At 66.9% G+C, this 23,583-nt stretch carries 24 protein-coding genes and 3 tRNA genes; 17 read left to right on the top strand and 10 right to left on the bottom strand.

Annotated features, from left to right (window positions below; translation table 11 throughout):
• Positions 1-91: 91 nt before the first annotated feature.
• Both AC5P9F_RS10370 and AC5P9F_RS10365 read right to left on the bottom strand, forming a co-directional pair.
• A complete protein-coding gene (locus AC5P9F_RS10370) occupies positions 92-988 on the bottom strand; it encodes a M48 family metallopeptidase (protein ID WP_005414033.1) in 897 nt (298 codons plus the stop codon).
• An 88-nt stretch (positions 989-1,076) separates the two neighbouring features.
• Positions 1,077-2,969, bottom strand: coding sequence for a formylglycine-generating enzyme family protein (locus AC5P9F_RS10365; RefSeq protein ID WP_164225466.1), 1,893 nt, complete (start codon positions 2,967-2,969; stop codon positions 1,077-1,079).
• A gap of 84 nt (positions 2,970-3,053) precedes the next feature.
• Here AC5P9F_RS10365 and rnd point away from each other — a divergent pair, with 84 nt between their 5' ends.
• The 3 genes from rnd (at position 3,054) to AC5P9F_RS10350 (ending at position 6,746) form a co-directional block, all read left to right on the top strand.
• Positions 3,054-4,133: a ribonuclease D gene (gene rnd / locus AC5P9F_RS10360; protein ID WP_164225467.1), complete on the top strand. Its 1,080-nt coding sequence runs from the start codon at positions 3,054-3,056 to the stop codon at positions 4,131-4,133.
• A gap of 68 nt (positions 4,134-4,201) precedes the next feature.
• A complete protein-coding gene (locus AC5P9F_RS10355) occupies positions 4,202-4,555 on the top strand; it encodes a hypothetical protein (RefSeq protein WP_052504367.1) in 354 nt (117 codons plus the stop codon).
• A 118-nt stretch (positions 4,556-4,673) separates the two neighbouring features.
• The gene (locus AC5P9F_RS10350; protein ID WP_043035607.1) at positions 4,674-6,746 is read left to right on the top strand and encodes a DUF4034 domain-containing protein; all 2,073 of its coding nucleotides are present in this window, start codon (positions 4,674-4,676) and stop codon (positions 6,744-6,746) included.
• Positions 6,747-6,834: 88 nt separating this feature from the next.
• On the opposite strand, the gene AC5P9F_RS10345 is transcribed toward AC5P9F_RS10350, so the two are convergent.
• Entirely contained in the window at positions 6,835-9,165 is a 2,331-nt protein-coding gene (locus tag AC5P9F_RS10345) for a TonB-dependent receptor (protein WP_164225469.1), read from the bottom strand.
• A 237-nt stretch (positions 9,166-9,402) separates the two neighbouring features.
• Here AC5P9F_RS10345 and AC5P9F_RS10340 point away from each other — a divergent pair.
• A tRNA-Ala gene (locus AC5P9F_RS10340) sits at positions 9,403-9,478 on the top strand.
• A gap of 61 nt (positions 9,479-9,539) precedes the next feature.
• On the opposite strand, the gene AC5P9F_RS10335 is transcribed toward AC5P9F_RS10340, so the two are convergent.
• A complete protein-coding gene (locus AC5P9F_RS10335) occupies positions 9,540-9,710 on the bottom strand; it encodes a hypothetical protein (RefSeq protein WP_005410406.1) in 171 nt (56 codons plus the stop codon).
• Between the two features lie 161 nt (positions 9,711-9,871).
• On the opposite strand from AC5P9F_RS10335, the gene AC5P9F_RS10330 reads away from it, so the two are divergent.
• Positions 9,872-10,357 (top strand): hypothetical protein, encoded by a 486-nt coding sequence (locus AC5P9F_RS10330; protein WP_024958085.1) that lies wholly within the window; start codon positions 9,872-9,874, stop codon positions 10,355-10,357.
• Between the two features lie 6 nt (positions 10,358-10,363).
• On the opposite strand, the gene AC5P9F_RS10325 is transcribed toward AC5P9F_RS10330, so the two are convergent.
• A complete protein-coding gene (locus tag AC5P9F_RS10325) occupies positions 10,364-11,125 on the bottom strand; it encodes an SDR family oxidoreductase (protein WP_005410408.1) in 762 nt (253 codons plus the stop codon).
• 132 nt (positions 11,126-11,257) lie between these two features.
• Between AC5P9F_RS10325 and AC5P9F_RS10320 the strand changes: the two genes are divergently transcribed.
• Positions 11,258-12,100, top strand: coding sequence for a bifunctional transcriptional activator/DNA repair enzyme AdaA (locus AC5P9F_RS10320; protein ID WP_005410409.1), 843 nt, complete (start codon positions 11,258-11,260; stop codon positions 12,098-12,100).
• Between the two features lie 73 nt (positions 12,101-12,173).
• Here the strand turns inward: AC5P9F_RS10320 and curA are convergent, their stop codons facing one another.
• Entirely contained in the window at positions 12,174-13,199 is a 1,026-nt protein-coding gene (gene curA, locus AC5P9F_RS10315; RefSeq protein ID WP_043035601.1) for an NADPH-dependent curcumin/dihydrocurcumin reductase, read from the bottom strand.
• 336 nt (positions 13,200-13,535) lie between these two features.
• Here curA and AC5P9F_RS10310 point away from each other — a divergent pair.
• The 7 genes from AC5P9F_RS10310 (at position 13,536) to dxs (ending at position 20,070) form a co-directional block, all read left to right on the top strand.
• Positions 13,536-13,611: transfer RNA gene (locus AC5P9F_RS10310), tRNA-Phe, on the top strand.
• Positions 13,612-13,684: 73 nt separating this feature from the next.
• Positions 13,685-13,760 (top strand) — tRNA-Phe (locus AC5P9F_RS10305).
• 194 nt (positions 13,761-13,954) lie between these two features.
• Positions 13,955-14,503 (top strand): lipocalin family protein, encoded by a 549-nt coding sequence (locus tag AC5P9F_RS10300; protein ID WP_012480863.1) that lies wholly within the window; start codon positions 13,955-13,957, stop codon positions 14,501-14,503.
• A gap of 169 nt (positions 14,504-14,672) precedes the next feature.
• Entirely contained in the window at positions 14,673-15,149 is a 477-nt protein-coding gene (locus AC5P9F_RS10295) for an LEA/WHy family protein (RefSeq protein ID WP_043035600.1), read from the top strand.
• Positions 15,150-15,213: 64 nt separating this feature from the next.
• A complete protein-coding gene (locus AC5P9F_RS10290) occupies positions 15,214-17,004 on the top strand; it encodes an acyl-CoA dehydrogenase C-terminal domain-containing protein (RefSeq protein WP_043035599.1) in 1,791 nt (596 codons plus the stop codon).
• 387 nt (positions 17,005-17,391) lie between these two features.
• Positions 17,392-18,057, top strand: a complete 666-nt coding sequence (locus tag AC5P9F_RS10285) for an HNH endonuclease (RefSeq protein WP_005410414.1) — start codon at positions 17,392-17,394, stop codon at positions 18,055-18,057.
• A gap of 105 nt (positions 18,058-18,162) precedes the next feature.
• Complete coding sequence (gene dxs, locus AC5P9F_RS10280) at positions 18,163-20,070, top strand: 1-deoxy-D-xylulose-5-phosphate synthase (RefSeq protein WP_012480865.1); 1,908 nt, start codon at positions 18,163-18,165, stop codon at positions 20,068-20,070.
• A 95-nt stretch (positions 20,071-20,165) separates the two neighbouring features.
• On the opposite strand, the gene AC5P9F_RS10275 is transcribed toward dxs, so the two are convergent.
• From AC5P9F_RS10275 to AC5P9F_RS10265, 3 genes are all read right to left on the bottom strand, one after another.
• A complete protein-coding gene (locus AC5P9F_RS10275; protein WP_005410416.1) occupies positions 20,166-20,369 on the bottom strand; it encodes a hypothetical protein in 204 nt (67 codons plus the stop codon).
• Between the two features lie 168 nt (positions 20,370-20,537).
• Positions 20,538-21,098 carry a DUF3011 domain-containing protein gene (locus tag AC5P9F_RS10270; RefSeq protein WP_005410417.1) on the bottom strand — a complete coding sequence of 187 codons (561 nt, stop codon included), beginning with the start codon at positions 21,096-21,098 and terminating at the stop codon, positions 20,538-20,540.
• Positions 21,099-21,228: 130 nt separating this feature from the next.
• Positions 21,229-21,435 carry a hypothetical protein gene (locus tag AC5P9F_RS10265; RefSeq protein ID WP_005410418.1) on the bottom strand — a complete coding sequence of 69 codons (207 nt, stop codon included), beginning with the start codon at positions 21,433-21,435 and terminating at the stop codon, positions 21,229-21,231.
• A gap of 403 nt (positions 21,436-21,838) precedes the next feature.
• Here AC5P9F_RS10265 and AC5P9F_RS10260 point away from each other — a divergent pair, with 403 nt between their 5' ends.
• From AC5P9F_RS10260 to AC5P9F_RS10245, 4 genes are all read left to right on the top strand, one after another.
• Entirely contained in the window at positions 21,839-22,123 is a 285-nt protein-coding gene (locus AC5P9F_RS10260) for a hypothetical protein (protein WP_005410420.1), read from the top strand.
• A 12-nt stretch (positions 22,124-22,135) separates the two neighbouring features.
• The gene (locus AC5P9F_RS10255) at positions 22,136-22,369 is read left to right on the top strand and encodes a DUF1653 domain-containing protein (RefSeq protein WP_005410421.1); all 234 of its coding nucleotides are present in this window, start codon (positions 22,136-22,138) and stop codon (positions 22,367-22,369) included.
• A gap of 88 nt (positions 22,370-22,457) precedes the next feature.
• The gene (locus tag AC5P9F_RS10250) at positions 22,458-23,030 is read left to right on the top strand and encodes a TetR/AcrR family transcriptional regulator (RefSeq protein WP_012480869.1); all 573 of its coding nucleotides are present in this window, start codon (positions 22,458-22,460) and stop codon (positions 23,028-23,030) included.
• A 13-nt stretch (positions 23,031-23,043) separates the two neighbouring features.
• Positions 23,044-23,376 carry an SMR family transporter gene (locus AC5P9F_RS10245; protein ID WP_005414055.1) on the top strand — a complete coding sequence of 111 codons (333 nt, stop codon included), beginning with the start codon at positions 23,044-23,046 and terminating at the stop codon, positions 23,374-23,376.
• Between the two features lie 22 nt (positions 23,377-23,398).
• Here AC5P9F_RS10245 and AC5P9F_RS10240 read toward each other — a convergent pair whose 3' ends face one another.
• Positions 23,399-23,572: a DUF1328 domain-containing protein gene (locus AC5P9F_RS10240; protein ID WP_005410424.1), complete on the bottom strand. Its 174-nt coding sequence runs from the start codon at positions 23,570-23,572 to the stop codon at positions 23,399-23,401.
• Between the last annotated feature and the right edge of the window lie 11 nt (positions 23,573-23,583).

Here is a 23,583-nt window from a genome sequence, read left to right as displayed (position 1 = left end):
ACCGGACCCACCCCGCCATCCCACGGAATGCACGCTGTTGCTGTTGCTGTTGCTTCGGCAGGTGCAGGGCGCAGCCCTGCCGAACACCACCCTACTTCGCCTGCTCGCAGAACTTCTGCCGGTACTCGAGCGCCTTCGGCATCAGCGCCTGCAGGTTCTGGATGCGGGTGCCCGGGTTCGGGTGGGTGGAGGCAAACTCCGGCGGTGCCTGGCCGCCACTCGCCTGGCCCATGCGCTGCCACAGCGGCACCGCCTCGCGGGGATCGAAGCACGCCGCTGCGGCCAGCATCAGCCCCACTTCATCCGCCTGTGTCTCGTGGCTGCGCGCATACGGCAGCAGGTAGCCATAGCCCATCGCCGACATCATCATCTGTTGCTGCTGCGCATCCATGCCGCTGGCGGCGCCGGCCACCTGGCCGATCTGGGTCAGCTTCTGCTGGGCCATGCGCTGTGCACCATGGCGCAGCAGCGCATGGGCGATCTCATGCCCCATCACCACCGCCATCGCATCGCGGGTGCGTGCTACCGGCACCAGCCCGGTGTAGACCGCCATCTTGCCGCCCGGCAGGCAGAACGCATTGGCCTGGTCGGACGGGATCACATTCACTTCCCACTGGAAATCCCGCGCGAAATGCGCCGGCTGCACGCCGTGCTCCTGGGCCAGCGCGGTCTCCACCACGTCCACCTTGGCAATCAGGCGCTGGGCGATATCGCGCACATCGCGCGCGATCGGTGCATTGGGGTCCATCGGCCGTTCCTGCGACAGGATCTGCTGGTAGGCCTGCAGCCCCAGCGCGGTTTCCTGGCGCGCGTCCAGGCTGCTGTCGATCATCACCTTCTCGCCGGTGTACGGATCGACCGTGCGGTTGGAGAACCAGTAGAACAGCGCATAGCCGGCGGCCAGCAGCAGCACCCACCAGCGGATGTTGCCGAACAGGCCACGCCGCTGTGGGCCTTGCGACGAGCGGGAGAAGGGATCGTTGCGCATCGGGGGACTTCCTGCTGGCCCCGCCGGCTGGCGGGCACGGCGCAATCTTAGTGCGCCGCTGCCCGCAGCGGGTGAAGCCGGGTGCCGCTCAGATGCCGCGCACCAGGCGGAAGCCGATGCGGGCATTGGTGGTATCCGAATCCTGGGACTGCCGCCAGGCCGCGCGGGTCTGCTCGGGGGCATTGGCCCAGTTGCCACCGCGGATCACCCGCGACCGGCAGCCCGGGTTGAACCAGGCGACGCCATCGGACGGTGCGCGGCGGTAGCTGGCATGCCAGCAGTCGGCCACCCATTCGCTGAGGTTGCCGCCCATATCGTGCAGACCGAAGGCATTGGCCTGGAAGCTGGCCACCGGCGCCGGCCCCCACCAGCCATCGCCGTACCCGATAAACGCGTTGTGCCAGTGCCGTCCCGAAGGCGAAACGTCCTTGCTGCCGGTGAAGTTGCCGCTGCCTGGCGGCGGCACGCCGGCATCGCCCCACGGATAGCGGCCACTGCTGCCAGCGCGCAGCGCGTACTCGAACTCGGCTTCGCTGGGCAGCCGGTAGCTGCGGCCAGTCTGCTCGGACAGCCACGCCGCATAATTCTCGGCATCACGCACACTGACGTGCATCACCGGCGAGTTGCCCAGCGCGCGACCGCCGTCGTAGTCGGAACGCCAGTCCACGCCGCTGCGGCGGATGAAATTGCCGCTGCGTTCGTCGTAGACCACCGAATGGCCACGCCGGGTCGCGCGCGGGCGCGCATTGGAGGCTTTCACGTAGCGCTCGAAATCGCTGACGGTGATCTCGGTGATCGCCATGGCAAAGCCGCGATCGAAGCGCACGTAGTGCGACGGACGCTCGGCATCACTCGAGCCCGGCTCGGCATCGCCTGCACCCATCTGGAAGCCACCGTGGGGCACCACCACCATCTGCGGTCCGCGCCCCCCATCGCGCATCGCATCACTGAACACCTGTCCCGGCCGGAAGCTCCCGTAATGGGTGGCCAGGTCGATGCGCTCGCGAAGCTGGCCCACCACTGCATCACCCGGCAGAGCGATGCGAAGCGCCTCGGCCAGCTTCTCGCGCGCCGGCTTCAGGCCTTGTGGCGTGGCAAGGTCACGCAGTCCGTCATCACGCAGCTGCAGCAGCGTGGCGGCGCGGATCTGCTCGATGCGTTCGAAGGCGTCGGCGATCGTCGGTGACGAATCGCGCACTTTGCTGGCTTCGGCCAGCCAGGTGCCGGCGCTCGCGAAATCGCGCGTGCGTGCAGCGTCCTCGGCACGGCGGATCAACCCGCTCTCGGCTGCGGCCAGGCCCTGCCGTGCGCGGCTGTTGTCTTCATCCAGCGCCAGCGCCTCACGGAAGTTGCCGATGGCACCGTCGCCATCCTCACCGATACGGTCCGAGCGCAGGTCCTCCTCGCCAGCACGGTTGTAGGCCACCACCCGTTGCGCCAGCTCCACCCGCGCCTGCAGCGCACGCACCTTCCCATCCTTCGGCGACAGGGTCAGCAGCACCAGTGCCTGGCGGCTGGCCTCGGCCAGCGCCTCGCGCTGCTTCAGCGGCCGCACCAGCAGGGCATCGGCCAGCTGCTGCAGTCGCTGGCGGGCACGCTGCAGGCCCAGCCGGGCCTGGCGGTCATCCGGGTCTTCTTCCTGCACCGCCAGCCACAGCGGAATGGCGGCATCCGCATCTTCATAGAGCCGGCCTTCAGCGAACGCCTGCTCGGCGGCGCGCCGCAACTGGGCCAGGCTGCGGCCCTGGCGGTCCACACGTGGCGGCGTCCACTGCTGTACGTCCTCGGCGGCATCTTCACCGGCGATGGTCACGCTGCCCTGCCCGGCCTGCGAACTGGCATTGGCGCCGGTGTCGGCGCCCTCGGCCGCGCGCGCCTCTTCGCTGGCGGCCCGTTCCGCCGGCGCGGACGGCGACGGCGTGCAGCCGGCCAGGGCCACGGCCAGGGCGGTGCACAGCACGGGCGACAACGGAAAACGCAAGCAGAGCCTCCTTCGGCACAGACGCGGACCGACGTTAGGCTATTCTCCCCTGCCTGAGCAAACCCGAGTAGTAGGCCCTGACCCGTGGCAACCTGGATCACCACCCCCGCCGAGCTGGATGCGTACTTCCAGCAGCGCCCGACCCGCATCGGCCTGGACACCGAATTCATCCGTGAACGCACCTTCTGGCCGCAGCTGGCCCTGGTGCAGATGGCGGTCGGGCAGGACATCCTGCTCATCGACCCGCTGATTCCCGGCATGACCGAGGCGCTTGCGCATTGGCTGGCCGATGAATCCATCACCAAGGTAATGCACAGCGCCAGCGAAGACCTGGTTGCCTTCAGGTGGGCCTGCGGCGTGCTGCCGCGACCGCTGTTCGACACCCAGATCGGGGCGTCGCTGGCCGGCATCGGCGGCGGCATGGGCTACCAGAAGCTGGTCGCGGAGATCACCGGAGTGGCACTGGCCAAGGGCGAGACCCGCTCGGACTGGATGCGCCGCCCGCTGTCCGAATCGCAGCTGCAGTACGCCGCCGACGATGTCGAGCACCTGTTCGCGCTGCACGACGCCATTGATGCCAGGCTGCAGGCGTTGGGCCGCCAGCAGTGGTTGCACGACGATGGCGAGCGCCTGCTGGCCAGCGTCGCCAACGATGAAGATCGCTGGCCGCACCTGGCGATGCGCTCGGCACAGTTCCTTGATGCCGCCGCGCAGCACCGCCTGTTGCGCCTGCTGCGCTGGCGTGATGTGCAGGCACGCAGCAGCGACCGCCCGCGAAGCTGGATCCTGGACAACGAACTGGCCGCCACTCTGGCGCGCACACCTCCGGCCGACGAGGCAGCGCTGGGCAAGCTGTTCGAGCAGTTCCCAAAGGCACCGCGCAAACTGGCCGGCGCCGTGTGGCAGGCGCTGTCCACGCCGCTGGCCGACGAAGCCGACGCGCCGCTGGCGCTGCCGGCCAACGACAGCAACAAGCAGGCGCTGAAGAAGCTGCAGGATGCCGTGGCCGAACGCAGCCGCGAACTGGGACTGCCAGATGGCATCCTTGCCTCGCGCAAGCACCTGGAAAGCTATCTGGAACGTCGCCAATGGCCCGCCGCACTGGCCGGCTGGCGCCAGCAGGAACTGGAGTCGCGCCTGCAGGCGCTGCTGCCGGCGAACTAGCAACCCGCATCGGCCGCCTCACGGGGCGGCCCTGCCAATGCTGGACAAGGACATTGCTGCATGCCTGCATGGCCCTCTTCCGGCATATTGCGATGGACGATCGTCACGCTGCTGGCCGGCGACACTCCTGCATGGATCGCAGCGGCCAGCTCAACGCCTACGCGGCGCTGACGGGCAGGCTGGACCTGGCCCGTTCGGTTCACTACCTCGCGCTTTCGGCACGCCTGATCGAACAGGCCCCCGCTGCCAGCGAGCAGGACAAGCTCGAACCCTGGCTGCATCCGCACGCCCTGATGCACGGCTATTTCCCGGAATCGAGGCGTAGAGACAGGGCCAGGGCACACTCGCCTACCGGCCCGAGCTGCTGCTTGCCTTTCCGCTGCACATGGACGATCCGCAACGCGAACGCCTGTCCCGGGTGACGGGATTCACCTTCAAGCCTCCTGCTGAATGCCACCGACACGGCAGCCGCATGTCCTGCTTGCCGCCGCTAACGACCGCGCTTCTAATGTCCAGCCTCGTACTCGCTGGATTGCAGCAATGACAAACGGATTTGCAAAAGACGGGCTTTCCCCCGAAGACCTTGCCTGGCGCGTGCAGGCGCGCACTGCGCTGCAGGAACGGCGCTATGCCGAACTGGATGCGTTGCTTGCTCCACATGAGCTGGCCTGGCTGCAGGGAGAGAATGCGCTGCCCGGCATCCGCTGGCGGCTGCGCAACCTGCACGACGCCACGCTGACGCTGGAAGCCCGCCTGCAACAGGCCCAGCAGTGGGCCTCGGCCGCCCCCGGCAGCTACTACGCCTGGCTTTGCCTGGGCGCCTGCTGGCAGGACGCTGCCGGCGAACTGCGCAGCGCCGATGTTGCCGCACTGGTCGAAGACAGCCAGTGGCTGGCGGCGCAGCTGGCCCGCGACCATGCCGTGCACGCCTACCTGCAGGCGATGCCGCTGTCGCCACGACCTGCGTTGGCGCTGGATGGCATCAAGCGCATCACCAGCTACCTGCGCGAACCGAACTGGCTGCGTGCGCTGCAGGCCGGGGAACCCGCCGCATCCGATGACGCCACGCTGGCCGAGCACTACCCTCAAGCCTGGCCAAAGGCATTGCAGCTGCTGTCGCGCTTCGGCACGCCGTTGCAGACGCTGCCGGATACGCTGCCCCCGTTGCTGCGCGAGCGCAGCCAGGACGATTTCGACGCACCACTGGCGTACTGGATGCGCCTGGTGCTGGAGCAGCGCCCGGACGATCTGGCCACGCTGGAAGACACCCTGTACTTCCTGTACCCGCGCTGGGGCGGCAGCCATGAGGCGATGGAGAACTTCATCGAGGGTGGCTGGTGCCGTGGCCTGGAACTGGCGCAGAGCAACGCGCTGCGGTGGCACAAGGAGCAGGACTGGATGGGCGATCTGCCCCACCGTGAGGATGCTGAGGCCGTGGCCGCGCACGAGCGCGCCTACACGCAGATCCTCGACTGGCACCTGGACCGCCACCTGCGCGCGCAGGTGCTGGCCCAGCGCGCCGGGCTGCGCTACCGGCTTGGCCGCGTTGAAGACAGCGAAGGCGTCGTGCAGTGGGATCCGGACCACATGCAGGCGGTGCTTGAAGATCTGCAGCAGGCATGGACCTTGGACCGCGATGTGGTCCTGCATGAGGGGCTCGGCAACCTGGAGGCCTGCACCTGGTTCGCCCATGTCGACGGTGCCGAAGCACTGTTCGCACAGGTGGTGGACTATGCCGCGCGCGAAGGCGATTCGGCGATCGGCCTGCTCTGGGCCGCCACCGCCATCGAGCATGGCCTGCTCGGCCAGGCCAGCGACCCGACACGCGCCAGTGTCCTGCTGCAGCGCGCGTTGAAGCTTGCGCAGCAGGACGACACCTCGGCGGTGACGTTCGCCGCCAATCTGTTCTGTGATGTTTCGCAAGCCGCAGGCCTGTCGCTGCTGCAGCGCATGGCGGACGATGGCGACGCCGGCGCGATGTCGGCGCTGTGCGACCTGTACAAGGGCCGCCTCGGTGGCCGCGACCAACCGCAGTTCGCCGATGTGGAAAAGGCCGCCTACTGGCAGGAGCGTGCGGTGGAAGGCGGCGACCTGATCGCCACCTACAACCTGGCCGTACGCCTCGTCGCCGCAGGCGGCGCGGAGAATGAAGCGCGTGCGCGCGAGCTGTACCTGCGCTGCCTGGATGAGGCCGAGGCCGGCGAGCGCGTGTGGGGCCCAACCTGCCGCAACCTGGCCTGCCTGGCCTTCGATGGCCGGAACGACGCGCACAAGCGCGAAGCGGTCGAACGCGCCTTGATTCCACTGTGGTGGCGCGGCGACGACGACGACAAGCTGTGGGCCGCAGGCTATCTGGCCGACATCTACCACTTCGGTAACGGCGTCCCGGCCAATGCATTCCTCGCTCTGACCTGGCTGCAGCGTGCCAGCGAGATCGATCCGGAGTATGTGGACGTGGTACGCATGGCACCGCTGATCAACGGCGAAGGCCGCTGGTTCGGTGCCAGCCGCGCACGCAAGCAGCAGGAACAGGACCGGCAGCAGGTGGACAGCGCCACTTGGGCCCTGACCTTCGGCCAGCGCAGCCAGGACAGCAACCTCACTGCAGTCTGAAGCAACGAAAAGGGCGGCCCGGAACTCCGGGCCGCCCTTTGCATTCCAGCGGTGCGATGACGGGGGAACCCGCCACCGCGCCAGAGCCTTACCAGTTCATGTTCAGCGAGACACCGACGGTACGCGGTTCGTTGTAGACCGCGGCCATGTAGTTCTCGATCACACCCTTGAGGTTCTTCTCGTTGGTGATGTTGCGCGCGAACAGCGCCACTTCGTAGGCACCGTAGTTGCCCGAGTAGCCGATCTTCAGGCCACCCTCGAAGTCGCCCTTGGAGTTGAACTCTTTGCTGTCGTACAGCACGAAGCTGGTGTAACCCTGCTTGTTCCAGTCGGTGGACACGAACATGGTGCCGGCATCGCTGACCGGGAAGTCGTAGCGGGCGGCCAGGTTGACGTTGTACTTCGGCGCGTTCGGCAGCGGGTTGCCGTCGATCTGGGCGAAGGTGTTGGCACCGACCTTGATGGTCGGGTCATTCACCGTGCACACCACCTGGCCGTTGAGGCCGCAGACCTGCGCATACACGCGCTTGTCCTTGATCTCGCTGTGCAGCAGGCTCAGGCCGGCGCTCAGGGTCAGGTTCGGGATCGGGCGCAGCTCCATGTCCGCTTCGAAACCGTAGGCCTTGGCCTTGTCGGCGTTGAACAGCACGCCATTGCCGTCCGAATCGTTGCCGTTGAGCTGGATGTCGTTGACGGTGTAGGTGAACGCGGTGGCGTTCAGGCGCAGGCGGTTGTCCCACAGGCTGCTCTTCACGCCCGCTTCCCAGGACAGGATCGTCTCGGAATCGGCGGTGGTGAAATCGGCATTGAACACCGCCGAACGGCCCTGGATGGTCGGGCCACGGAAGCCACGCGCGACCTTGGCGTAGACGCTCACGTCCGGCGTGATCTGGTACATCGCGCTCAGATCCCAGCTCGGGGTGGTGTCGGACATCCTGACGTCGGTGCGGCCCTTGTAGGTAACCACGCCGGCAGCGGTATCCGCGGTCTTCAGCAGGCGGGTGTGCTTCTCGTCCTTGGTCTGGCGCAGGCCGGCGGTGACGGTGAACTTGTCGGTGAAGGCGTAGCTCAGCTGGCCGAAACCGGCCCACGAGGTGTTCTTGTTGCGCAGGCGCACCCAGTTGTTCGGGTTGCGGGCCGCGCCCTGCAGGAACCACGCGCGCTGGTAGAAGTCGGTGGTGTCGCTGCCGTTGAAGTAGAACGCACCGGCCTGCCACTGCAGGGCGCTGTCATCATGGCTGGCCAGGCGGAATTCCTGGGTCCACTGGTCCAGGTCACGGATGCGGCCCATCGACTGGCCGTAACCGTTCGGCACGCCGTTCACCGGGAAGTTCACCGCGGCGCCGCCGTCGGTGTCGCCACGGCTGTAGCCGGAGGTGGTCTCGTAGGCGGTGATCGAAGTGAAGTCGATCGCGCCGAAGTCATAACGCGCCTTCACCGAGCCGCCGTAGGTCTTGTACGCCTGCGGGTTGTTGTCGGCTTCGTCGTAGGCGACCTTGTCGCGCGGCACGTCGGTCTTGTTCGAGCCCTTGGTCAGCGCACCGCGCAGGAACAGGGTCGAGGTGCCCTCGTAATCACGGGCGTGAGCCGAGGCCAGGATCGAGAACTGGTCGCTCGGGGTCAGCAGCAGCTGCGCGCGTACGTTGCGGTCATCGAAGCCGCCCATGGCGTTCTTCTTCGGGCTGACCGTGCCGTCGGCGCTCGGGCCCTTGTAGGTGTTGTCGACGTAGTCGTCGCGGTGCTGGTACAGGGCCGACACGCGGAACGAGGCGATGTCGTTGATCGGGCCGCCGAAGCCGCCGTCGATCGACACGCTGTTATAGGTCGCATAACTGGCACTGACGCGGCCGGTGTAATCCTGGGTCGGCTTCAGGGTGTCGAACTTGACGATGCCGGCGGTGGTGTTGCGGCCGAACAGCGAACCCTGCGGGCCGCGCAGCACTTCCACCTGGTCCACGTCATAGACCGGGTTGGACTTCAGCACCACGTGCTCCAGCACCACGTCGTCCTGGATGATCGACACCGGCTGCGAGGCACCCAGGTAGAAGTCGATGTTGCCCAGGCCACGGATGTAGAAGCGCGGGAAGATGCGGCCGGTGGTGGTTTCCGCATACAGGCTCGGCACGCGGCCGGACAGCGCCAGCAGGGTGTCGTCGCCGCCGGCGGTGAAATCGCGCATGCGCTCGCCCTGCACCACACCGACCGAGACCGGCACTTCCTGCAGGTTCTGCTCGCGGTGTTCGGCGGTCACGGTGATCGTGTCCAGCCCGGTCGGGGTCGGCGCGCTGTCCTGCGCGGCGGCACCGAAGCTGCCGACCAGGGCCAGGCCGGCACAGGCCAAGGCCAGCGGGTGGCGGCGGAAGGAAACAAGGGAAGACGACAGACCCGACAGGCGGCGGGAATCGGTATGGGAGGGCATGCAATGCTCTGAGGAGGCGTCCGTGCGGCCTGCGCGGGCCGGGCGGCAAAAAGGGGGAAAACTGCGCAAGCGGCCATTATCCCCCAAATTGTTACGATTTCGTTGCGCGGCGCCCAAACCCGGCGAAACAAGCGGTTTCGGCACAGTCACCCGCTGATGTGCCTCGCGCCTCGACATGAAATTCCTTTGATCGGCTTGGCAAGCGGCAGGCGCTTGGCTAGACTGAAGCCCTGCCGTGGGGCCATAGCTCAGCTGGGAGAGCGCGTCGTTCGCAATGACGAGGTCAGGAGTTCGATCCTCCTTGGCTCCACCACTATTCAGAAGAACCCGTAGATCTCCGTGATCTGCGGGTTTTTCTTTTCAGCGCCGGCAACTCAGGCCGGCTCCTGGTCGCCGTCCTTGCGCTGCGGGCCGCGTGAGTGCGCATCGCGCACCTGTTGGTCGCGCTGCCCGGGCCGCTGCTTGGCCACATCGTCCTGCTTCCTGTCCTGGCGGCTTTCCTGGACGCCCTGCTTCGGGTCCTGATCCTTGTCTCGCTCGTTCATCGAAAACTCCCTCGTCGGCGGCAGGCCAACGCTGTGCACCACGCTAGAGGCTGGCGGGTAATCCACAGGTCAGTCCTGCGCCAACGTCATGTGCAGGCACTGGCTTGCCGCCACTGCCCCCGCGCAGCCAGAATCCGAGGAACAACGCCCACCGGTACGCCATGCCCTCTTCTGCCCAGCGCGCAGCACACGCCGTGCCGATGATCATTGATGCGACCGACGGCAGCATCCAGCTCGGCAATCTGCCGACTCTGATCGGCCCCACCCTGGCACGGGATGAGGCGCGTGTCGCCTTCGTCACGCTGATGCATGGCGAGCGCGATGTCGGCACCGGCTACGTCTGGCTCAGCCTGCACCGGCTCAGCCTGGGCGGCGCGCCCGCTGGCATCAGCCTGTGCTTCCACGGGCAACAGCTCGACATGGTGACGATGGGCGTCGATCTACCCGGTGCAACGTTGGAAGACGGCTGGCCGACCCAGGCCGCGATCGATGCCGAAGTCACCTTCATGCGCCGCACGCTGGGTGCGGCGCTGGGGCGCAAGCTGGCCGGCGGCCACGCCCGCTTCGACTGGGGCGAGGCATGGGCCCGCTTCGATCCGAAGGGCTTCATGGCCAGCAGCGGTATCCGCTACCGGCCACGTCGGTGACCGTGCTCAGGTGCGGGTGATCGATACCCCGCCCTCCACACGCATCGCGGTTCCGGTAACGAAACTGCTTTCATCGCTGGCCAGGAACAGCGCCGCGTTGGCGATCTCCTCCGGCTCGGCCATGCGCTTCAGTGCGTGCAGCGAGCGCACGAAGTCGCGGGCATCGCCGGTGGGTGCGGCCTGGCGGCCCATCTCGGTATCGGTACCACCGGGCAACAGCACGTTGCTGCGCACGCCGCGCGCACCGTATTCGGCGGCGATCACCTGGCTCAGGCCGATCACCCCGGCCTTGCTCGACGCATAGGCCGCCATGCCGGGGAAGCCCACGGTGTGGCCGACAAAAGTGCCAACGAACACCAGCGAGCCGCCGCCGCGCGCCAACAGTGCCGGCAACTGCGCGCGTGCCGCATGGAAGGCCGCATCCAGATTGGTCGCCATCACCTCGCGCCAGGCGTCCACCGGGAACTCCGCCGCCGGCACGCCCGGCCCGAGCATGCCGGCATTGTTGAGCGCGATGTCCAGGCCACCGAAGGACTGCCGGGCCAGTTCCACCAGCGCCGGGGCCGTGGCCGGATCCGCCACGTCGGCGGCATGCACCACCACCTCGCCGCCGGCGGCACGGATCTGCTCGGCCAGCGCCTGCAGCGGCTCCGGCCGCCGTGCGTTGAGCACCAGCTTCGCCCCTTCGGCGGCGAAGCGCAGCGCGCTGGCGCGGCCGATGCCGGCGCTGGCTCCGGTGATGAGGGCGATCTTGTTGTTCAGGCGCATGGTGGCAGTACCGGTTGTGAAGTGGCCGCCACGATGCCGCGCATCTCCCCTGCCGACACTCCGTTTCCGGGCCTGGCCCGTCGGTGCAGGAAACGGAGTTTCCGCAGCACCGGCACGTGCCAGAATCCGGCCATGGACAGTACCGCCACCACCGCCTTCGATGCCCGCGTCGAACGGGTCTGCCGCCACCTTCAGGCGAGCCTCGACGAGCCTTCGCTGCAGGAGCTGGCCGACATCGCCGGCTGCAGCCCGACGCGCCTGCATCGTCTGTTCAAGCAGGCCACCGGGCTGACCCCCAAGCAGTACGCCGCCGCGCTGCGCGCCGACCGCCTGCGCACCGGACTGGAACAACAGGAGCGCATCACCGATGCCTTCCACGATGCCGGCTTCGGTTCCAGTGGGCGCTTCTACGAGAACGCACCGAAGTTGCTGGGCATGACGCCCAAGCAATGGCGCGCAGGTGGCCGCGGCGAAGTCATCCACTTCGCGCTTGCCGAAAGCTCACTGGGCAGCGTGCTCGTGGCCAGCAGTGCCACCGGCGTGGTTGCGATCCTGCTCGGCGACGATCCGGAGACACTGCTGCAGTCATTGCAGCAACGCTTCCGCCAGGCCGAACTGGTCGGTGCCGACCAGGGCTATGAGCAACTCGTGGCACAGGTGGTAGGCCTGGTCGAGGATCCTTCGCGCGGCGCCACGCTGCCGCTGGATATCCGCGGCACCGCGTTCCAGCAACGGGTGTGGCAGGCACTGCAGCAGATTCCGCGCGGGCAGACCGCCTCATATGCGGATGTCGCCGCGCGCATCGGCGCCCCGCGCTCGAGCCGTGCGGTGGCCCGCGCATGCGCGAGCAACCCGCTGGCGGTGGCGGTGCCCTGCCACCGCGTGGTGCGCCGCGACGGCGACCTGTCCGGCTATGCGTGGGGCGTAGCGCGCAAGCGCGAACTGCTGCGCCGGGAAAAGGCCTCGACTGCCTGAAGCAGGTGCCGACCTTGATCGGCACGCTCAGCTTCCGGTAGGTGCCGACCTTGGTCGGCACGCCGCCAAGCCCTCAATCCAGCTTCACCACCAGCTTGCCGAAGTTGCGCCCCTGCAACAGCCCAAAGAACGCCTCCGGCGCATTCTCCAGCCCTTCCACCACATCCTCGCGGTACTGGATGCGACCTTCGCGCAGCCACTGCCGCATCTCGCGTTCGAAGTCCGGCCACAGGTGGTTGAAGTCGTGCACGATGAAACCACGCACGGTCAGGCGCTGGCGCAGGATCTGGCTGAACAGTGCGGGCAACCGGTCCGGGCCGGGCTGCTCGATGCCCCGCTCGTTGTAGGTGGCGATGGTGCCGCACACCGGAATGCGGGCGAAGTCGTTGAGCAGCGGCAGCACTGCATCCAGCACATGGCCACCGACATTCTCGAAGTACACGTCGATGCCGGCGGGCACTGCCGCGCGCAGTTGATCGGCAAAATCAGCCGCGCGATGATCCAGCGCCACGTCCACGCCCAGCGTCTGCAGGTAGGCACGCTTGGCTTCGCCACCGGCGATGGCGACCACGCGCGCGCCCTGCAGCTTGGCCAGCTGGGCGACGGTCGCGCCCACCGGCCCGGTCGCGGCAGCCACCACCAGCGTCTCACCCGGCTTCAAACGGGCGATTTCGTGCAGGCTGGAATAGGCGGTGAAGCCGGGCATGCCATATACCCCCAGCGCGGTACTCAGCGGCAGTCCGGCCGGATCCAGCCGACGCCCCAGCGCCTTGGCCGGCAGCACCGCATGGGTCTGCCAGCCGCCCGGCGCCAGCAGCAGATCTCCGACCGCCACACCTTCGGCGTTGGATCGCAGCACTTCGGCCACGGTCTGCCCTTCCATCACCGCGCCCACCGCCACCGGCGCGGCGTACGACGGGCCCTCGTCCATGCGTCCACGCATGTACGGGTCCAGCGACAGGTAGCGGTTGCGCAGCAGCACTTCGCCATCCCCCAATGCCGGCAGCACAGCCTGTTCCAGGCGGAAGTTGGCCGCGCTTGGTGCGCCCTGCGGACGCGAGGCCAGCACGATACGGGAGGTAGCGAGGGAATCGGACATGGTGACCGGCTCTGCTGTTGCCAGCATCAGGAAAGGAATGCCGACACTACGCCGCAACGATCGCCGGCAACGGCCATGAAAACAGCGTTCCATGGACCGGCGCGGCGCGGGTCCGGCGCAGCCCTTGGCCTTGCAGCTTTGGCGATCGCGGCGATCTGCTGATTTCCACCGCAGACGATGATCGACTGACCACGCCCCCGTCCCACAACGGAGGATCAAGCACTTGCGAGCCCGCAGACGGCAATGTGAAGAAATCTTGGCAAAACGCTTGCCGAAGGCAGCCGACCTCCGTAATATACGCGTCCTTGGCAGCGACCTCGCTGCAACGAAACATGTGGCCGAGTAGCTCAGTTGGTAGAGCAGGGGATTGAAAATCCCCGTGTCGGCGGTTCGATTCCGTCTTCGGCCACCACTTTCGAAGGCCTGCAGAAATGCGGGTCTTTTTTTTCCGGAAACCGGGTTTGATCACGGTTGCCACACAATTTGGCCGAGTAGCTCAGTTGGTAGAGCAGGGGATTGAAAATCCCCGTGTCGGCGGTTCGATTCCGTCTTCGGCCACCATCTTCAGAGACCTGCAGAAATGCAGGTCTTTTTTTTTGCGTGCGGCCTGCCATCCACGCATGGCGTGGATCTACCTGGCGCTGGCCCCTTCCATGCCCTCGATCCATGCCGGGCCACCGCCGTCTGGTTGACGAAACATTTACACCGGTACCCGCCGCGGCACCTACGCTGCAGATTCCTGCCGGAGCCTGCCGATGCAATTGCGCCCCACCCTGCTCGCCTGCCTGCTGCTGGCCGCCCCTGTGATCGCCGCCGAACCGGTGCGTGCAGTCGATACGCTGGACATCGATCGCTATGCCGGCCAGTGGCACGAGATCGCGCATCTTCCGGTGTCGTTCCAGAAGCAGTGCGTCGGCGAGATCACCGCCAACTACGGGCTGCGCCGCGATGGCCGCATCAGTGTCACCAATGCCTGCCGCAACGGCGACGGGGAACGTGTGGTTGCTGAAGGCGTGGCACGCCCGGTGGCCGGCCATCCCGGCCAACTGCAGGTCCGCTTCGTGCCGGACTGGCTGAGCTGGGTGCCACTGGTCTGGGCCGACTACTGGGTGCTGGCGCTGGACCCGGACTACCAGTGGGCCCTGGTTGGTGAACCGGACCGGAAATACCTGTGGATCCTCTCGCGCCTGCCGGAAATGGACCGCGCCCGGTTCGAGCAGTTGAAGGAAAAAGCCGAAGCCATGGGCTACGACCTGCGCCCGCTGCGCCTGATGGCCCCGCTTCGCGATACGCCCGCCGATTGAGCCGCAGTTCAATCCGTACGCGCACCGTGCGCCCGAAGATCCAGCGCTGCGCACGCCCCGCCGCCATCTTCACGCGCTACCCTCTGCGACGGCTCGCCACAGGCGATCCAAACGACCATACGCCGTAGTATGCTTATTCCAACGCACCGCCTCCAGAGGACCTGCGCCCATGCTCCACCGTTTCCGTATCGCCTTGATCGTCCTGAGCACCCTCGCCCTTGCCGCCTGCGGCAACGGCATCGTCAAGCGTGTTTCGGAACCGGCGGCCAGCCTGCAGCAGCTGACCGTACGCGCCGACGGCAACTGGACCGTGGCCCTGCGCCTGCAGAACTACAGCTCCATGCCGATGACCTTCGATGACGTCTCGCTGGCACTGACCGTCGGCGACAGCGACGCCGGCACGCTGCGGGCCAAGCCCGGTATCTCCATCGGCGGCACCTCCGCGGATGTCATCAATGTCGACCTGGTGCCCAGTTCGGCCGCACGCCTGGTGGTGGCCGATGCACTGGCCGGCAACCGCACCCTGGCCTATGGCCTGAAGGGAACGGTCGCGGCCACGCCGCAGGAGAAGAAGCAGCGCAGCTTCGATATCAGCAGCCGCAGCACCCTCAACCAGGCCCCGGGCCTGCCGGGCGTGCTGCGCTGATTTCCACCTCCGTCGCGGCGCCTGGCGCCGCTCTCCCCTGCCCTGATCAAATCGAGACGTACCGATGAGCAGCTACACCGCCCCGCTTTCCGACCTCCGTTTCGCCCTGCACGACGTGCTCAAGGTCGAACCCCTGTTCGCCCGCCTGGGCTTCACCGACGCCACCGCCGACGTGGTCGATGCCGTGCTGGAAGAAGCTGGCCGTTTCAGCGCCACCGTGCTGGCCCCGCTCAACAGCGTTGGCGATGAGATCGGCTGCGTGCTCGACCAGGCCACCGGTGAAGTGACCACCCCGCCCGGCTTCAAGCAGGCCTACGACCAGTTCGTCGATGGCGGCTGGACCGGCCTGACCGCCTCGCCGGAACTGGGTGGCCAGGGCCTGCCGCACACCCTCGGCGTGCCGCTCAACGAAATGATCAACGCCGCCAACCTGGCGTGGGGCAACTTCCCGCTGCTCTCGCACGGCGCCATCGAAGCGCTGAAGCAGCACGGCGAGGCCTGGCAGCACGAGGCCTTCCTCAAGCCGCTGATCGAGGGCCGCTGGACCGGCACCATGTGCCTGACCGAGCCGCACTGCGGTACCGACCTGGGCCTGCTGAAGACCAAGGCCGAGCCGAACGCCGATGGCAGCTACTCGATCACCGGCACCAAGATCTTCATCACCGCCGGCGAGCACGACCTGACCGAAAACATCGTGCACCTGGTGCTGGCCAAGCTGCCCGACGCCCCTCCGGGCGCCAAGGGCATCTCGCTGTTCGTCACGCCCAAGTTCAAGGTCGACCGCGATGGCAATGTCGGCGAGCGCAACGCACTGCGCTGCGGCTCGATCGAGCACAAGATGGGTATCAAGGGTTCGGTCACCTGCGTGATGAACTTCGACGGTGCGCAGGGTTACCTGGTCGGCCAGCCACACAAGGGCCTGCAGGCCATGTTCACCATGATGAACACCGCGCGCCTGGGCGTCGGCCTTCAGGGCATCGGCCTGTCCGAGCGCGCTTACCAGAACGCACTGAAGTACAGCCGTGAACGCCTGCAGTCGCGCGCCCTGAGCGGTGCGAAATTCCCGGACAAGCCGGCCGACCCGATCCTGGTGCACCCGGATGTGCGCCGCATGCTGCTGACGGTGAAGTCGCTGGTCGAGGGCAGCCGCCTGCTGGCCCTGCACGCCGCCACCCTGATCGACGTTGCCCATCACGCCGAGGACGCCGCCGAGCGCGAGCGCGCCGACACCCTGGTGAGCTTCCTGACCCCGATCTCCAAGGCCTGCCAGACCGAATGGGGCATCGAGAACACCTACAACGCCCTGCAGTGCTTCGGTGGCCACGGCTATATCCGCGAACACGGCATGGAGCAGCTGGCCCGCGATGCGCGCATCACCACGCTGTATGAAGGCACCACCGGCATCCAGGCGCTGGACCTGATCGGCCGCAAGACCGCCTCCAGCCAGGGCGCCGGCCTGAAGCTGATGCTGGCCGAGATCGAAGCCTTCGCCAAGGAGCATGAAGGCAACGAAGCGCTGGCCGAGTTCATCGGCCCGCTGCGCGCCAAGGCCGCCGAATGGGGCAAGCTGACCCTGGACGTGCTGCAGCGCGCGGCCGGCAATCCAGACGAACTGGGTGCGGCCAGCTACGACTACCTGTTCTATTCGGGCTACGTGGTACTGGCCTACTGGTGGGCCCGCAGCGTGGCCGCCGCCGACGCCAGCGCGCACGGCGCCGCCTTCGCCGAGGGCAAGCGCGAAACCGCCCGCTTCTACTTCGCCCGTGTGCTGCCGCGCACCCTCAGCCACGCCGCCGCGATCCAGGCCGGCGCCGCCCCGCTGATGGCGATGGACGACGAGCGCTTCGGCGCCTGAGCCGGGCTGCCGCCCGGCACCCGCGGTAGTGCCGGCCGCTGGCCGGCAACCGCAACAGCTGGCTTCCTGCGGGATGGCGAGGCGGATCCAATTGCGGGGGACGGCGCAAGTCCCCCTCCGGCGCCCGGCCCAGCCGCTGGCGGCTGTGCGTTCGGGCGCTTGCGAAGCAGTGCCCCCTTTTGTTAAAGGGGGCGCGCCGACAGGCGCGGGAATTAGGAAGAATGCGCGGGCAACCCAGCGCGCCAACGGCGGGCTGGGTTGCTAAAGGGGGCGCACCGACAGGTGCGGGGGATTAGGAGGAATGCGCGGACCTGAATCGTTGCGATTTGCGTATCGCCGACAGGCGATACACAAATCGTCAACATTCAGGTATAAGCTGTTCTCCCGATGGAGACAGACACTACACGCTTGGGTCTGATCGAAGCCGGAGCTCCGTTTTCTGCTCCGGGCGCCGAAGCATCGCCCAACGCCACGACGCTGCATCGCCCCGGTTCGGTCCGGCTGCTCTCGCTTGATGCCCACGGACGCGTACTGGACTGGATCACCTGGCAGGATGCGGCGTGCCTCTACGCCCGCGAAGCGGTGGCCTGGACGCTGGGCGATCCCTGCCTGCACATCCACGGCGGCACCAATCGCTTCAGCGGCCTGCAGAGCGGCATGGACCTGCACCCGATCATCGCCGCGCGCGGCCATGCCCGCTCCCGCGCGATCGACCCCACGCCGAACCTGACCAACCCGGCCCTGTTCGCCCGCGACGCCCACCTGTGCATGTACTGCGGCCAACAGTTCAACCGCCCCACGCTCACCCGCGACCACGTCGTGCCACTGTCCAAGGGCGGCCTGGACTGCTGGGAAAATGTGGTCACCGCCTGTTTCCACTGCAACTCGCGCAAGAGCGACCGCACCCCGCAGCAGGCCGGAATGCCGCTGCTGGCCGTGCCCTACCGGCCCAGCTGGATCGAGCACCTGATCCTGTCCAACCGCAACATCCTGGCCGACCAGATGGCCTTCCTGAAGGCGCAATTGCCCAAGCGGTCGAAACTGAGCACCTGAACGCCTGAAAATGCAACCCTCACCGTCCTGTCACGGACGGCGGCGTTTGCTTGCCCCACCCCCGTTTGAGGGCGAAAATGGGCATTCAGAAAAAGTGCGAACATGATGATCGACTCTGCCCGCTATCCCCGCCTCGCGCGCATCCAGACGCCGGATGACCTGCGCACGTTCGACGAATCCGAACTGAGGGCGGTTGCCGACGAACTGCGCGCCTACCTCATCGAATCGGTGGGCAAGAGCGGTGGCCACTTCGCCGCCGGCCTGGGCGTGATCGAACTCACCGTGGCCCTGCACTACCTGTACCAGACTCCGGTCGACCAGCTGGTCTGGGACGTCGGTCACCAGACCTACCCGCACAAGATCCTGACCGGGCGCCGCGACCAGATCCACACCGTCAAGCAGAAGGACGGCGTCGCGCCATTCCCGAAGCGCGAGGAGAGCGAATACGACACCTTTGGCGTCGGCCACTCCTCCACCTCGATCTCGGCGGCACTCGGCATGGCCATTGCCCGCCAGTCCGAAGGCGACGACCGCAAGATCGTGGCGGTGATCGGTGACGGTGCGATGACCGCCGGCATGGCCTTCGAAGCGCTGATGCACGCCGGCGGCATGGACCCGGAACCGAACCTACTGGTGATCCTCAACGACAACAACATGTCGATCTCCGAGGCGGTCGGCGGCCTGACCAAGATGCTCGGCCGTGCCACCGGCAGCCGCACGCTCAATGCGCTGCGCGAAGGCGGCAAGAAGATCCTCGGTGACAAGAAGAACAACCCGGCGCGTTTCGTGAAGCGCTGGGAAGAACACTGGAAGGGCATGTTCGTGCCGTCCACGATGTTCGAGGAGATGGGCTTCCACTACACCGGCCCGATCGACGGCCACGACATGCCCGCCCTGCTGTCCACGCTGAAGACGCTGCGCGCCTCCAAGGGCCCGAAGCTGCTGCACGTGATGACCACCAAGGGCAAGGGCTACGAGCCGGCCGAAGGCGACCAGATCGGTTACCACGCCGTGGGCCCGTTCGATCCGGACAAGGGCCTGGTGGCCAAGGCCGGTGCCAAGAAGCCGACCTATACCGATGTGTTCAGCGACTGGCTGTGCGATGCCGCCGCCGCCGAGCCCCGCCTGTACGGCATCACCCCGGCGATGCGCGAAGGCTCCGGCCTGGTGCGTTTCAGCAAGGAATACCCGCAGCGCTATTTCGACGTGGCGATTGCCGAACAGCATGCGGTCACCCTCGCCGCCGGCATGGCCACCCAGGGTGGCAAGCCGGTGGTGGCGATCTACTCGACCTTCCTGCAGCGCGCGTACGACCAGCTGGTACATGACGTGGCGATCCAGGACCTGGACGTGCTGTTCGCGATCGATCGCGCCGGCGTGGTCGGCCCGGACGGTGCGACCCATGCCGGCAACCTCGACCTGAGCTTCCTGCGCTGCGTGCCCAACCTGGTGGTGATGGCACCGTCCAACGAAGCCGAGTGCCGGCAGATGCTCAGCACCGGCCTGCAGCACCCGGGCCCGGCCGCCGTGCGCTACCCGCGCGGCACCGGCACCGGCGTTGCAGCCGGCACCGACCTGTCCACCCTGCCGATCGGCAAGGGCGAACTGCGCCTGCAGGGCAGCCGCATTGCCCTGCTCGCCTTCGGCAGCACCGTGGCCGCCGCCGAGCAGGTCGGCCGCGAACTCGGCCTGAGCGTGGTCAACATGCGTTTCATCAAGCCGCTGGACCGCGAGCTGGTGCTGGCTGTCGCCGCCCAGCACGAGGGCCTGGTGACGATCGAAGACAACGTGGTGGCCGGTGGCGCCGGTTCAGGCGTCGGCGAGCTGCTCAATGCCGAAGGCGTGCTGCGCCCGATCCTGCACCTGGGCCTGCCCGACAGCTACCAGCACCATGCCAGCCGCGAGGACCTGCTGGCCGAAGCAGGCATCGACGCCGCGGGCATCCGTGCGGCCGTGCTCAAGCGTTGGCCGCAGCTGGTCACAGGTACCCCGCCGCTGAGCGCGGCGGGCTGAGGCCGATTGCCACCCAGTGGATCCGCGCATGGCGTGTATCTACCTTGCGTGGATAGCGGGGCCCGGAAACAGGATCTGGCCTGACACCCCCGCCCTCAGCCGTAGCTGACCGCTTCCACGAAGGCGCCGCTGGCTTCCACGCGCACCGCGGCGCGCTGCCCGGTATCGACAAAGTGCAGGCGCGCCAGGGTTTCAGCGAAGTCGAAGGCGCGGGCACCGTCGCGGAAATCGATCGGCTCCGGCCGGTCCGGATGCAGCACGCGCCATTGGCGCTGTTCGCATTGCAGGCGGATCAACATGCGGCTCACTCCTTGAGGCAGCGTATCGACGGTAGCGGGACATTCCTGCCGATCACGGCAGGCATCGTCGCAACAGATCAGGGACACACAGAGATGCCCTGATCGCAGAAGATACGGCAATTCAAAATGTGAGCTGTATCAGATTTTTCTGATTTTAGAGGGGCACGCTCAGTTCACCTGGAACTGTGCCCGGCAGCCGTCGCTGACCCAGATGCCACGACGATCCCAGCCCCAGGTCTGGCCCTCGATGCAGGCACTGCGCGAATCCTGGCGAACCAGGCGCACGCCGCGGCGGATGCGGGCGTCGCAGTACTCCTGGCGATGCCCATTGGAATGACAGGTGATCACCTCACCGCCGCCCCAACCGTTGCCGTTGCCGTTGCCCCAACCACCCCCATTGCCCCAGCCGCCACCACGACGGTACTCGCCGACGAACTCGGCGCGGCAGCCCTGGGTCACCCAGACGCCATAGCGCGACTGGCCCCAGGTCTCACCTTCCACGCACGGCGAGCCGGACAACTGGCGGATCATCCGCGCGCGGCCCTCCAGACGGCACTCGTTGCTACGGTTCTTGATCGACTCGCAGCGCACGATGCCGCTGCCTTCGCGGCCACCGTAGCGGTCATCGTCATAGCCGTAGCCATAGCTCTGCGCCTGGGCGCCACCCGCCGCCGCCAGCATCGGCAGCAGGGTGCAGGCCAGGGTACGCCAGGTGAGTGCCTTGCCCATCGAGATCTCCAGATGAATACGATGGCGCAAGCATCCGGGATTCCCGGCACGGCGCACAGGGGGGCGCGTGACGCCGGTTTTTCCCCATTCAAACAACGCAACCGTAGCTGACTGCACGCAACGACCGGCGTCAGTCTCCTACGTGCAGGGCATCCACCGCGCTGCCGAGCGCCTCGACCCGCACCGTGCTGCGCTGGCCGGTGCGACGGTGGTGCTCGAGGGCCCGCGCCGCGGCGACATCGAAAGCCTCGGCGCCCCGCGCATATCGGGTTGCGTCATGCACCTGCGGATCCAGCACGGACCAGTGCCGGGCGTTGCGTTGAACGGTAATGACCATGAGGGGCTCCTGTGGATGGAAGGATGCGACGGCAGGCGGACGGTCCACGTGCCGGTACACCTTCAGGCTAGCGATCACCTCAGGGGTGGCCCATCAGATTTGTACGAAAATGCCGCGCCCTCCGGTCAGCCCTTGCCTGCCCTCACATCCCTGAGTCCATTTAGCCTGTTCATTCCGTGATTCTTGTCACGGAGTCAGCTGGGCTTCACACTACCGTCATCAACAGGGGCCCCTTCCACATGCGCACCTTCTTCTCGCAGCAGCGTTGGACGCTGCTGAAGTTCTATTTCGTGGCCAGCTACCTCGTGCTGATCGAGGAACTGATCCGCGCCGCCATGCACTGAGCGCTTGCTGCAGGGCTATTTGCGACAGACACTGTCGCTTTAGGCACGGAGCCCGCCCGATGAAAGCGCTTCTTCTGATTCCAGCCCTGCTGGTGCTGTCCGCCTGTGCCAACCAGCATCAGGCCGCTGCGCGTGCCGATACGGCGGCCACTTCGCCCGCCACGCCGAAGGTCGGTGGCGACCGCGATGCCCACGGTTGCATCGGTTCGGCCGGCTATCAGTGGTGCGAGCACAGCCAGCGTTGCGAACGTCCGTGGGAACTGGCGCAGGCACAGGGCCTGGCCAACACCGCCGAAGCCATCGATGCCTACTGCGCGAAGCCGGCCAGCCCGGCGCGCAAGTGAGTCGCGCCGCCCATGGCTGAGCTGAGTCCGCTCCCCACCCTGGCCCCAGGCCGCTACCGCCACTTCAAGGGCGGCGAGTACGAAGTGCTCGACATCGTCCGCAGCAGCGAGACCCTGCAGCCGATGGTGCTGTACCGCGCGCTGTATGGCGAAGGTGGCCTGTGGGTACGCCCGTACGCCATGTTCGTCGAGCAGGTGCCCGGCGAGCACGGACCGCAACCGCGTTTCGCCCGCGTCGACGCATGAGGGTTCCGCTGCCGGCCATGGCCGGCAGCGCGCGGTAACGCGGCGGGCCTGCGTTACAATCGTACCGTCCAGTCGGTTTCTTCCCGCCATGTCCGCATCCCCCTCCCGTTCGCGCCGCAAGGCGCCCGACAGCGTGCGCCAGTCACTGCTGCAGGCCACCATTGAAGTGATCGGCCGTAACGGCCTGGCCGCGCTGACCGTGCAGGACGTCGCGCAGGCCGCCGGTGTCAGCAAGGGTGCGTTGTTCCATCATTTCAGCAGCAAGCAGGTGCTGGTGGATGAAGCCATCGGAGCGCTGATTGGAGAATTCGAAGCGCGCGTGCGCGCCCTGCTGCAGGAAAACCCCGAAGGCCATGGCCGTTTCAGCCGCGCCTATGTGCAGGCCAACTTCGAGCATCTGCTGCAGCAGGAGCAGGACAACGACATCGGCCTGACCTTGGGCAACCTGATGGAACCGGGCCTGCTTGCGCACTGGCGCAACTGGAAGCGCGCGATGCTGGCCGAGTTCCCTGGCGAAGCCGGCGACCCACGGCTGTACGCGGCGCGCTGCGCTGCCGATGGCTACTGGGCCACGGCCTATGGGCGTCCGCTGGACGAGGAAGAACGTGCCAATGCATTGGCCATGGCCGAGCAGGCCCTGAAACTGTGCGACCCGCAGTGAGCTGGAGCGCTCGATGAATCCCTACCTCTACCTTGCCGCTGCCATCGTGCTGGAAGTGATTGCCACATCACTGCTGAAGGCATCCGACGGCATGAGCCGGCTGGCGCCGACACTGGGCGCACTGGTCGGCTACGGGCTGTGCTTCTACCTGCTGTCGATGACCATGAAGTCGATCCCGACCGGCATCGCCTACGCAATCTGGTCCGGCGTCGGCATCGTGCTGATCTCACTGATCGGGCTGGTGGTGTTCAAGCAGCGCCTGGATGCACCGGCGTTGACCGGCATCGGCCTGATCTGCGCCGGCGTACTGGTGATCAACCTGTTCTCGCGCAGCAGCGCGCACTGAGCACGCTGCTGCGCGATCAACGCTAGCTGACCTTCTTCGCTACGGTCATGCCGAGCAGGAACAGCACCACGGCGATGATGATGCCGGCCCAGAACAGGAACTTGGCGATACCGACCGCGGCACCGGCAATGCCACCGAAGCCGAGCACGCCTGCGATCACACCGATGACGGCGAAGATGATGGCCCACTTGATCATGTCAAACCTTT

This window comes from Stenotrophomonas sp. YJH_SMC_4, assembly GCF_059371575.1.
Note: the sequence above shows the minus strand (reverse complement) of the source record. Positions and strands in the feature narration are given on the sequence as shown.

Excerpts from the sequence above, each read along its gene's own strand:
- AC5P9F_RS10370 (WP_005414033.1), bottom strand. The coding sequence starts at position 988 with ATGCGCAACGATCCCTTCTCCCGCTCGTCGCAAGGCCCACAGCGGCGT.
- AC5P9F_RS10355 (WP_052504367.1), top strand. The coding sequence starts at position 4,202 with ATGGCCCTCTTCCGGCATATTGCGATGGACGATCGTCACGCTGCTGGC.
- AC5P9F_RS10350 (WP_043035607.1), top strand. The coding sequence starts at position 4,674 with ATGACAAACGGATTTGCAAAAGACGGGCTTTCCCCCGAAGACCTTGCC.
- AC5P9F_RS10345 (WP_164225469.1), bottom strand. The coding sequence starts at position 9,165 with ATGCCCTCCCATACCGATTCCCGCCGCCTGTCGGGTCTGTCGTCTTCC.
- AC5P9F_RS10335 (WP_005410406.1), bottom strand. The coding sequence starts at position 9,710 with ATGAACGAGCGAGACAAGGATCAGGACCCGAAGCAGGGCGTCCAGGAA.
- AC5P9F_RS10330 (WP_024958085.1), top strand. The coding sequence starts at position 9,872 with ATGCCCTCTTCTGCCCAGCGCGCAGCACACGCCGTGCCGATGATCATT.
- AC5P9F_RS10325 (WP_005410408.1), bottom strand. The coding sequence starts at position 11,125 with ATGCGCCTGAACAACAAGATCGCCCTCATCACCGGAGCCAGCGCCGGC.
- AC5P9F_RS10320 (WP_005410409.1), top strand. The coding sequence starts at position 11,258 with ATGGACAGTACCGCCACCACCGCCTTCGATGCCCGCGTCGAACGGGTC.
- curA (WP_043035601.1), bottom strand. The coding sequence starts at position 13,199 with ATGTCCGATTCCCTCGCTACCTCCCGTATCGTGCTGGCCTCGCGTCCG.
- AC5P9F_RS10300 (WP_012480863.1), top strand. The coding sequence starts at position 13,955 with ATGCAATTGCGCCCCACCCTGCTCGCCTGCCTGCTGCTGGCCGCCCCT.
- AC5P9F_RS10295 (WP_043035600.1), top strand. The coding sequence starts at position 14,673 with ATGCTCCACCGTTTCCGTATCGCCTTGATCGTCCTGAGCACCCTCGCC.
- AC5P9F_RS10290 (WP_043035599.1), top strand. The coding sequence starts at position 15,214 with ATGAGCAGCTACACCGCCCCGCTTTCCGACCTCCGTTTCGCCCTGCAC.
- AC5P9F_RS10285 (WP_005410414.1), top strand. The coding sequence starts at position 17,392 with ATGGAGACAGACACTACACGCTTGGGTCTGATCGAAGCCGGAGCTCCG.
- dxs (WP_012480865.1), top strand. The coding sequence starts at position 18,163 with ATGATCGACTCTGCCCGCTATCCCCGCCTCGCGCGCATCCAGACGCCG.
- AC5P9F_RS10275 (WP_005410416.1), bottom strand. The coding sequence starts at position 20,369 with ATGTTGATCCGCCTGCAATGCGAACAGCGCCAATGGCGCGTGCTGCAT.
- AC5P9F_RS10270 (WP_005410417.1), bottom strand. The coding sequence starts at position 21,098 with ATGGGCAAGGCACTCACCTGGCGTACCCTGGCCTGCACCCTGCTGCCG.
- AC5P9F_RS10265 (WP_005410418.1), bottom strand. The coding sequence starts at position 21,435 with ATGGTCATTACCGTTCAACGCAACGCCCGGCACTGGTCCGTGCTGGAT.
- AC5P9F_RS10260 (WP_005410420.1), top strand. The coding sequence starts at position 21,839 with ATGAAAGCGCTTCTTCTGATTCCAGCCCTGCTGGTGCTGTCCGCCTGT.
- AC5P9F_RS10255 (WP_005410421.1), top strand. The coding sequence starts at position 22,136 with ATGGCTGAGCTGAGTCCGCTCCCCACCCTGGCCCCAGGCCGCTACCGC.
- AC5P9F_RS10250 (WP_012480869.1), top strand. The coding sequence starts at position 22,458 with ATGTCCGCATCCCCCTCCCGTTCGCGCCGCAAGGCGCCCGACAGCGTG.
- AC5P9F_RS10245 (WP_005414055.1), top strand. The coding sequence starts at position 23,044 with ATGAATCCCTACCTCTACCTTGCCGCTGCCATCGTGCTGGAAGTGATT.
- AC5P9F_RS10240 (WP_005410424.1), bottom strand. The coding sequence starts at position 23,572 with ATGATCAAGTGGGCCATCATCTTCGCCGTCATCGGTGTGATCGCAGGC.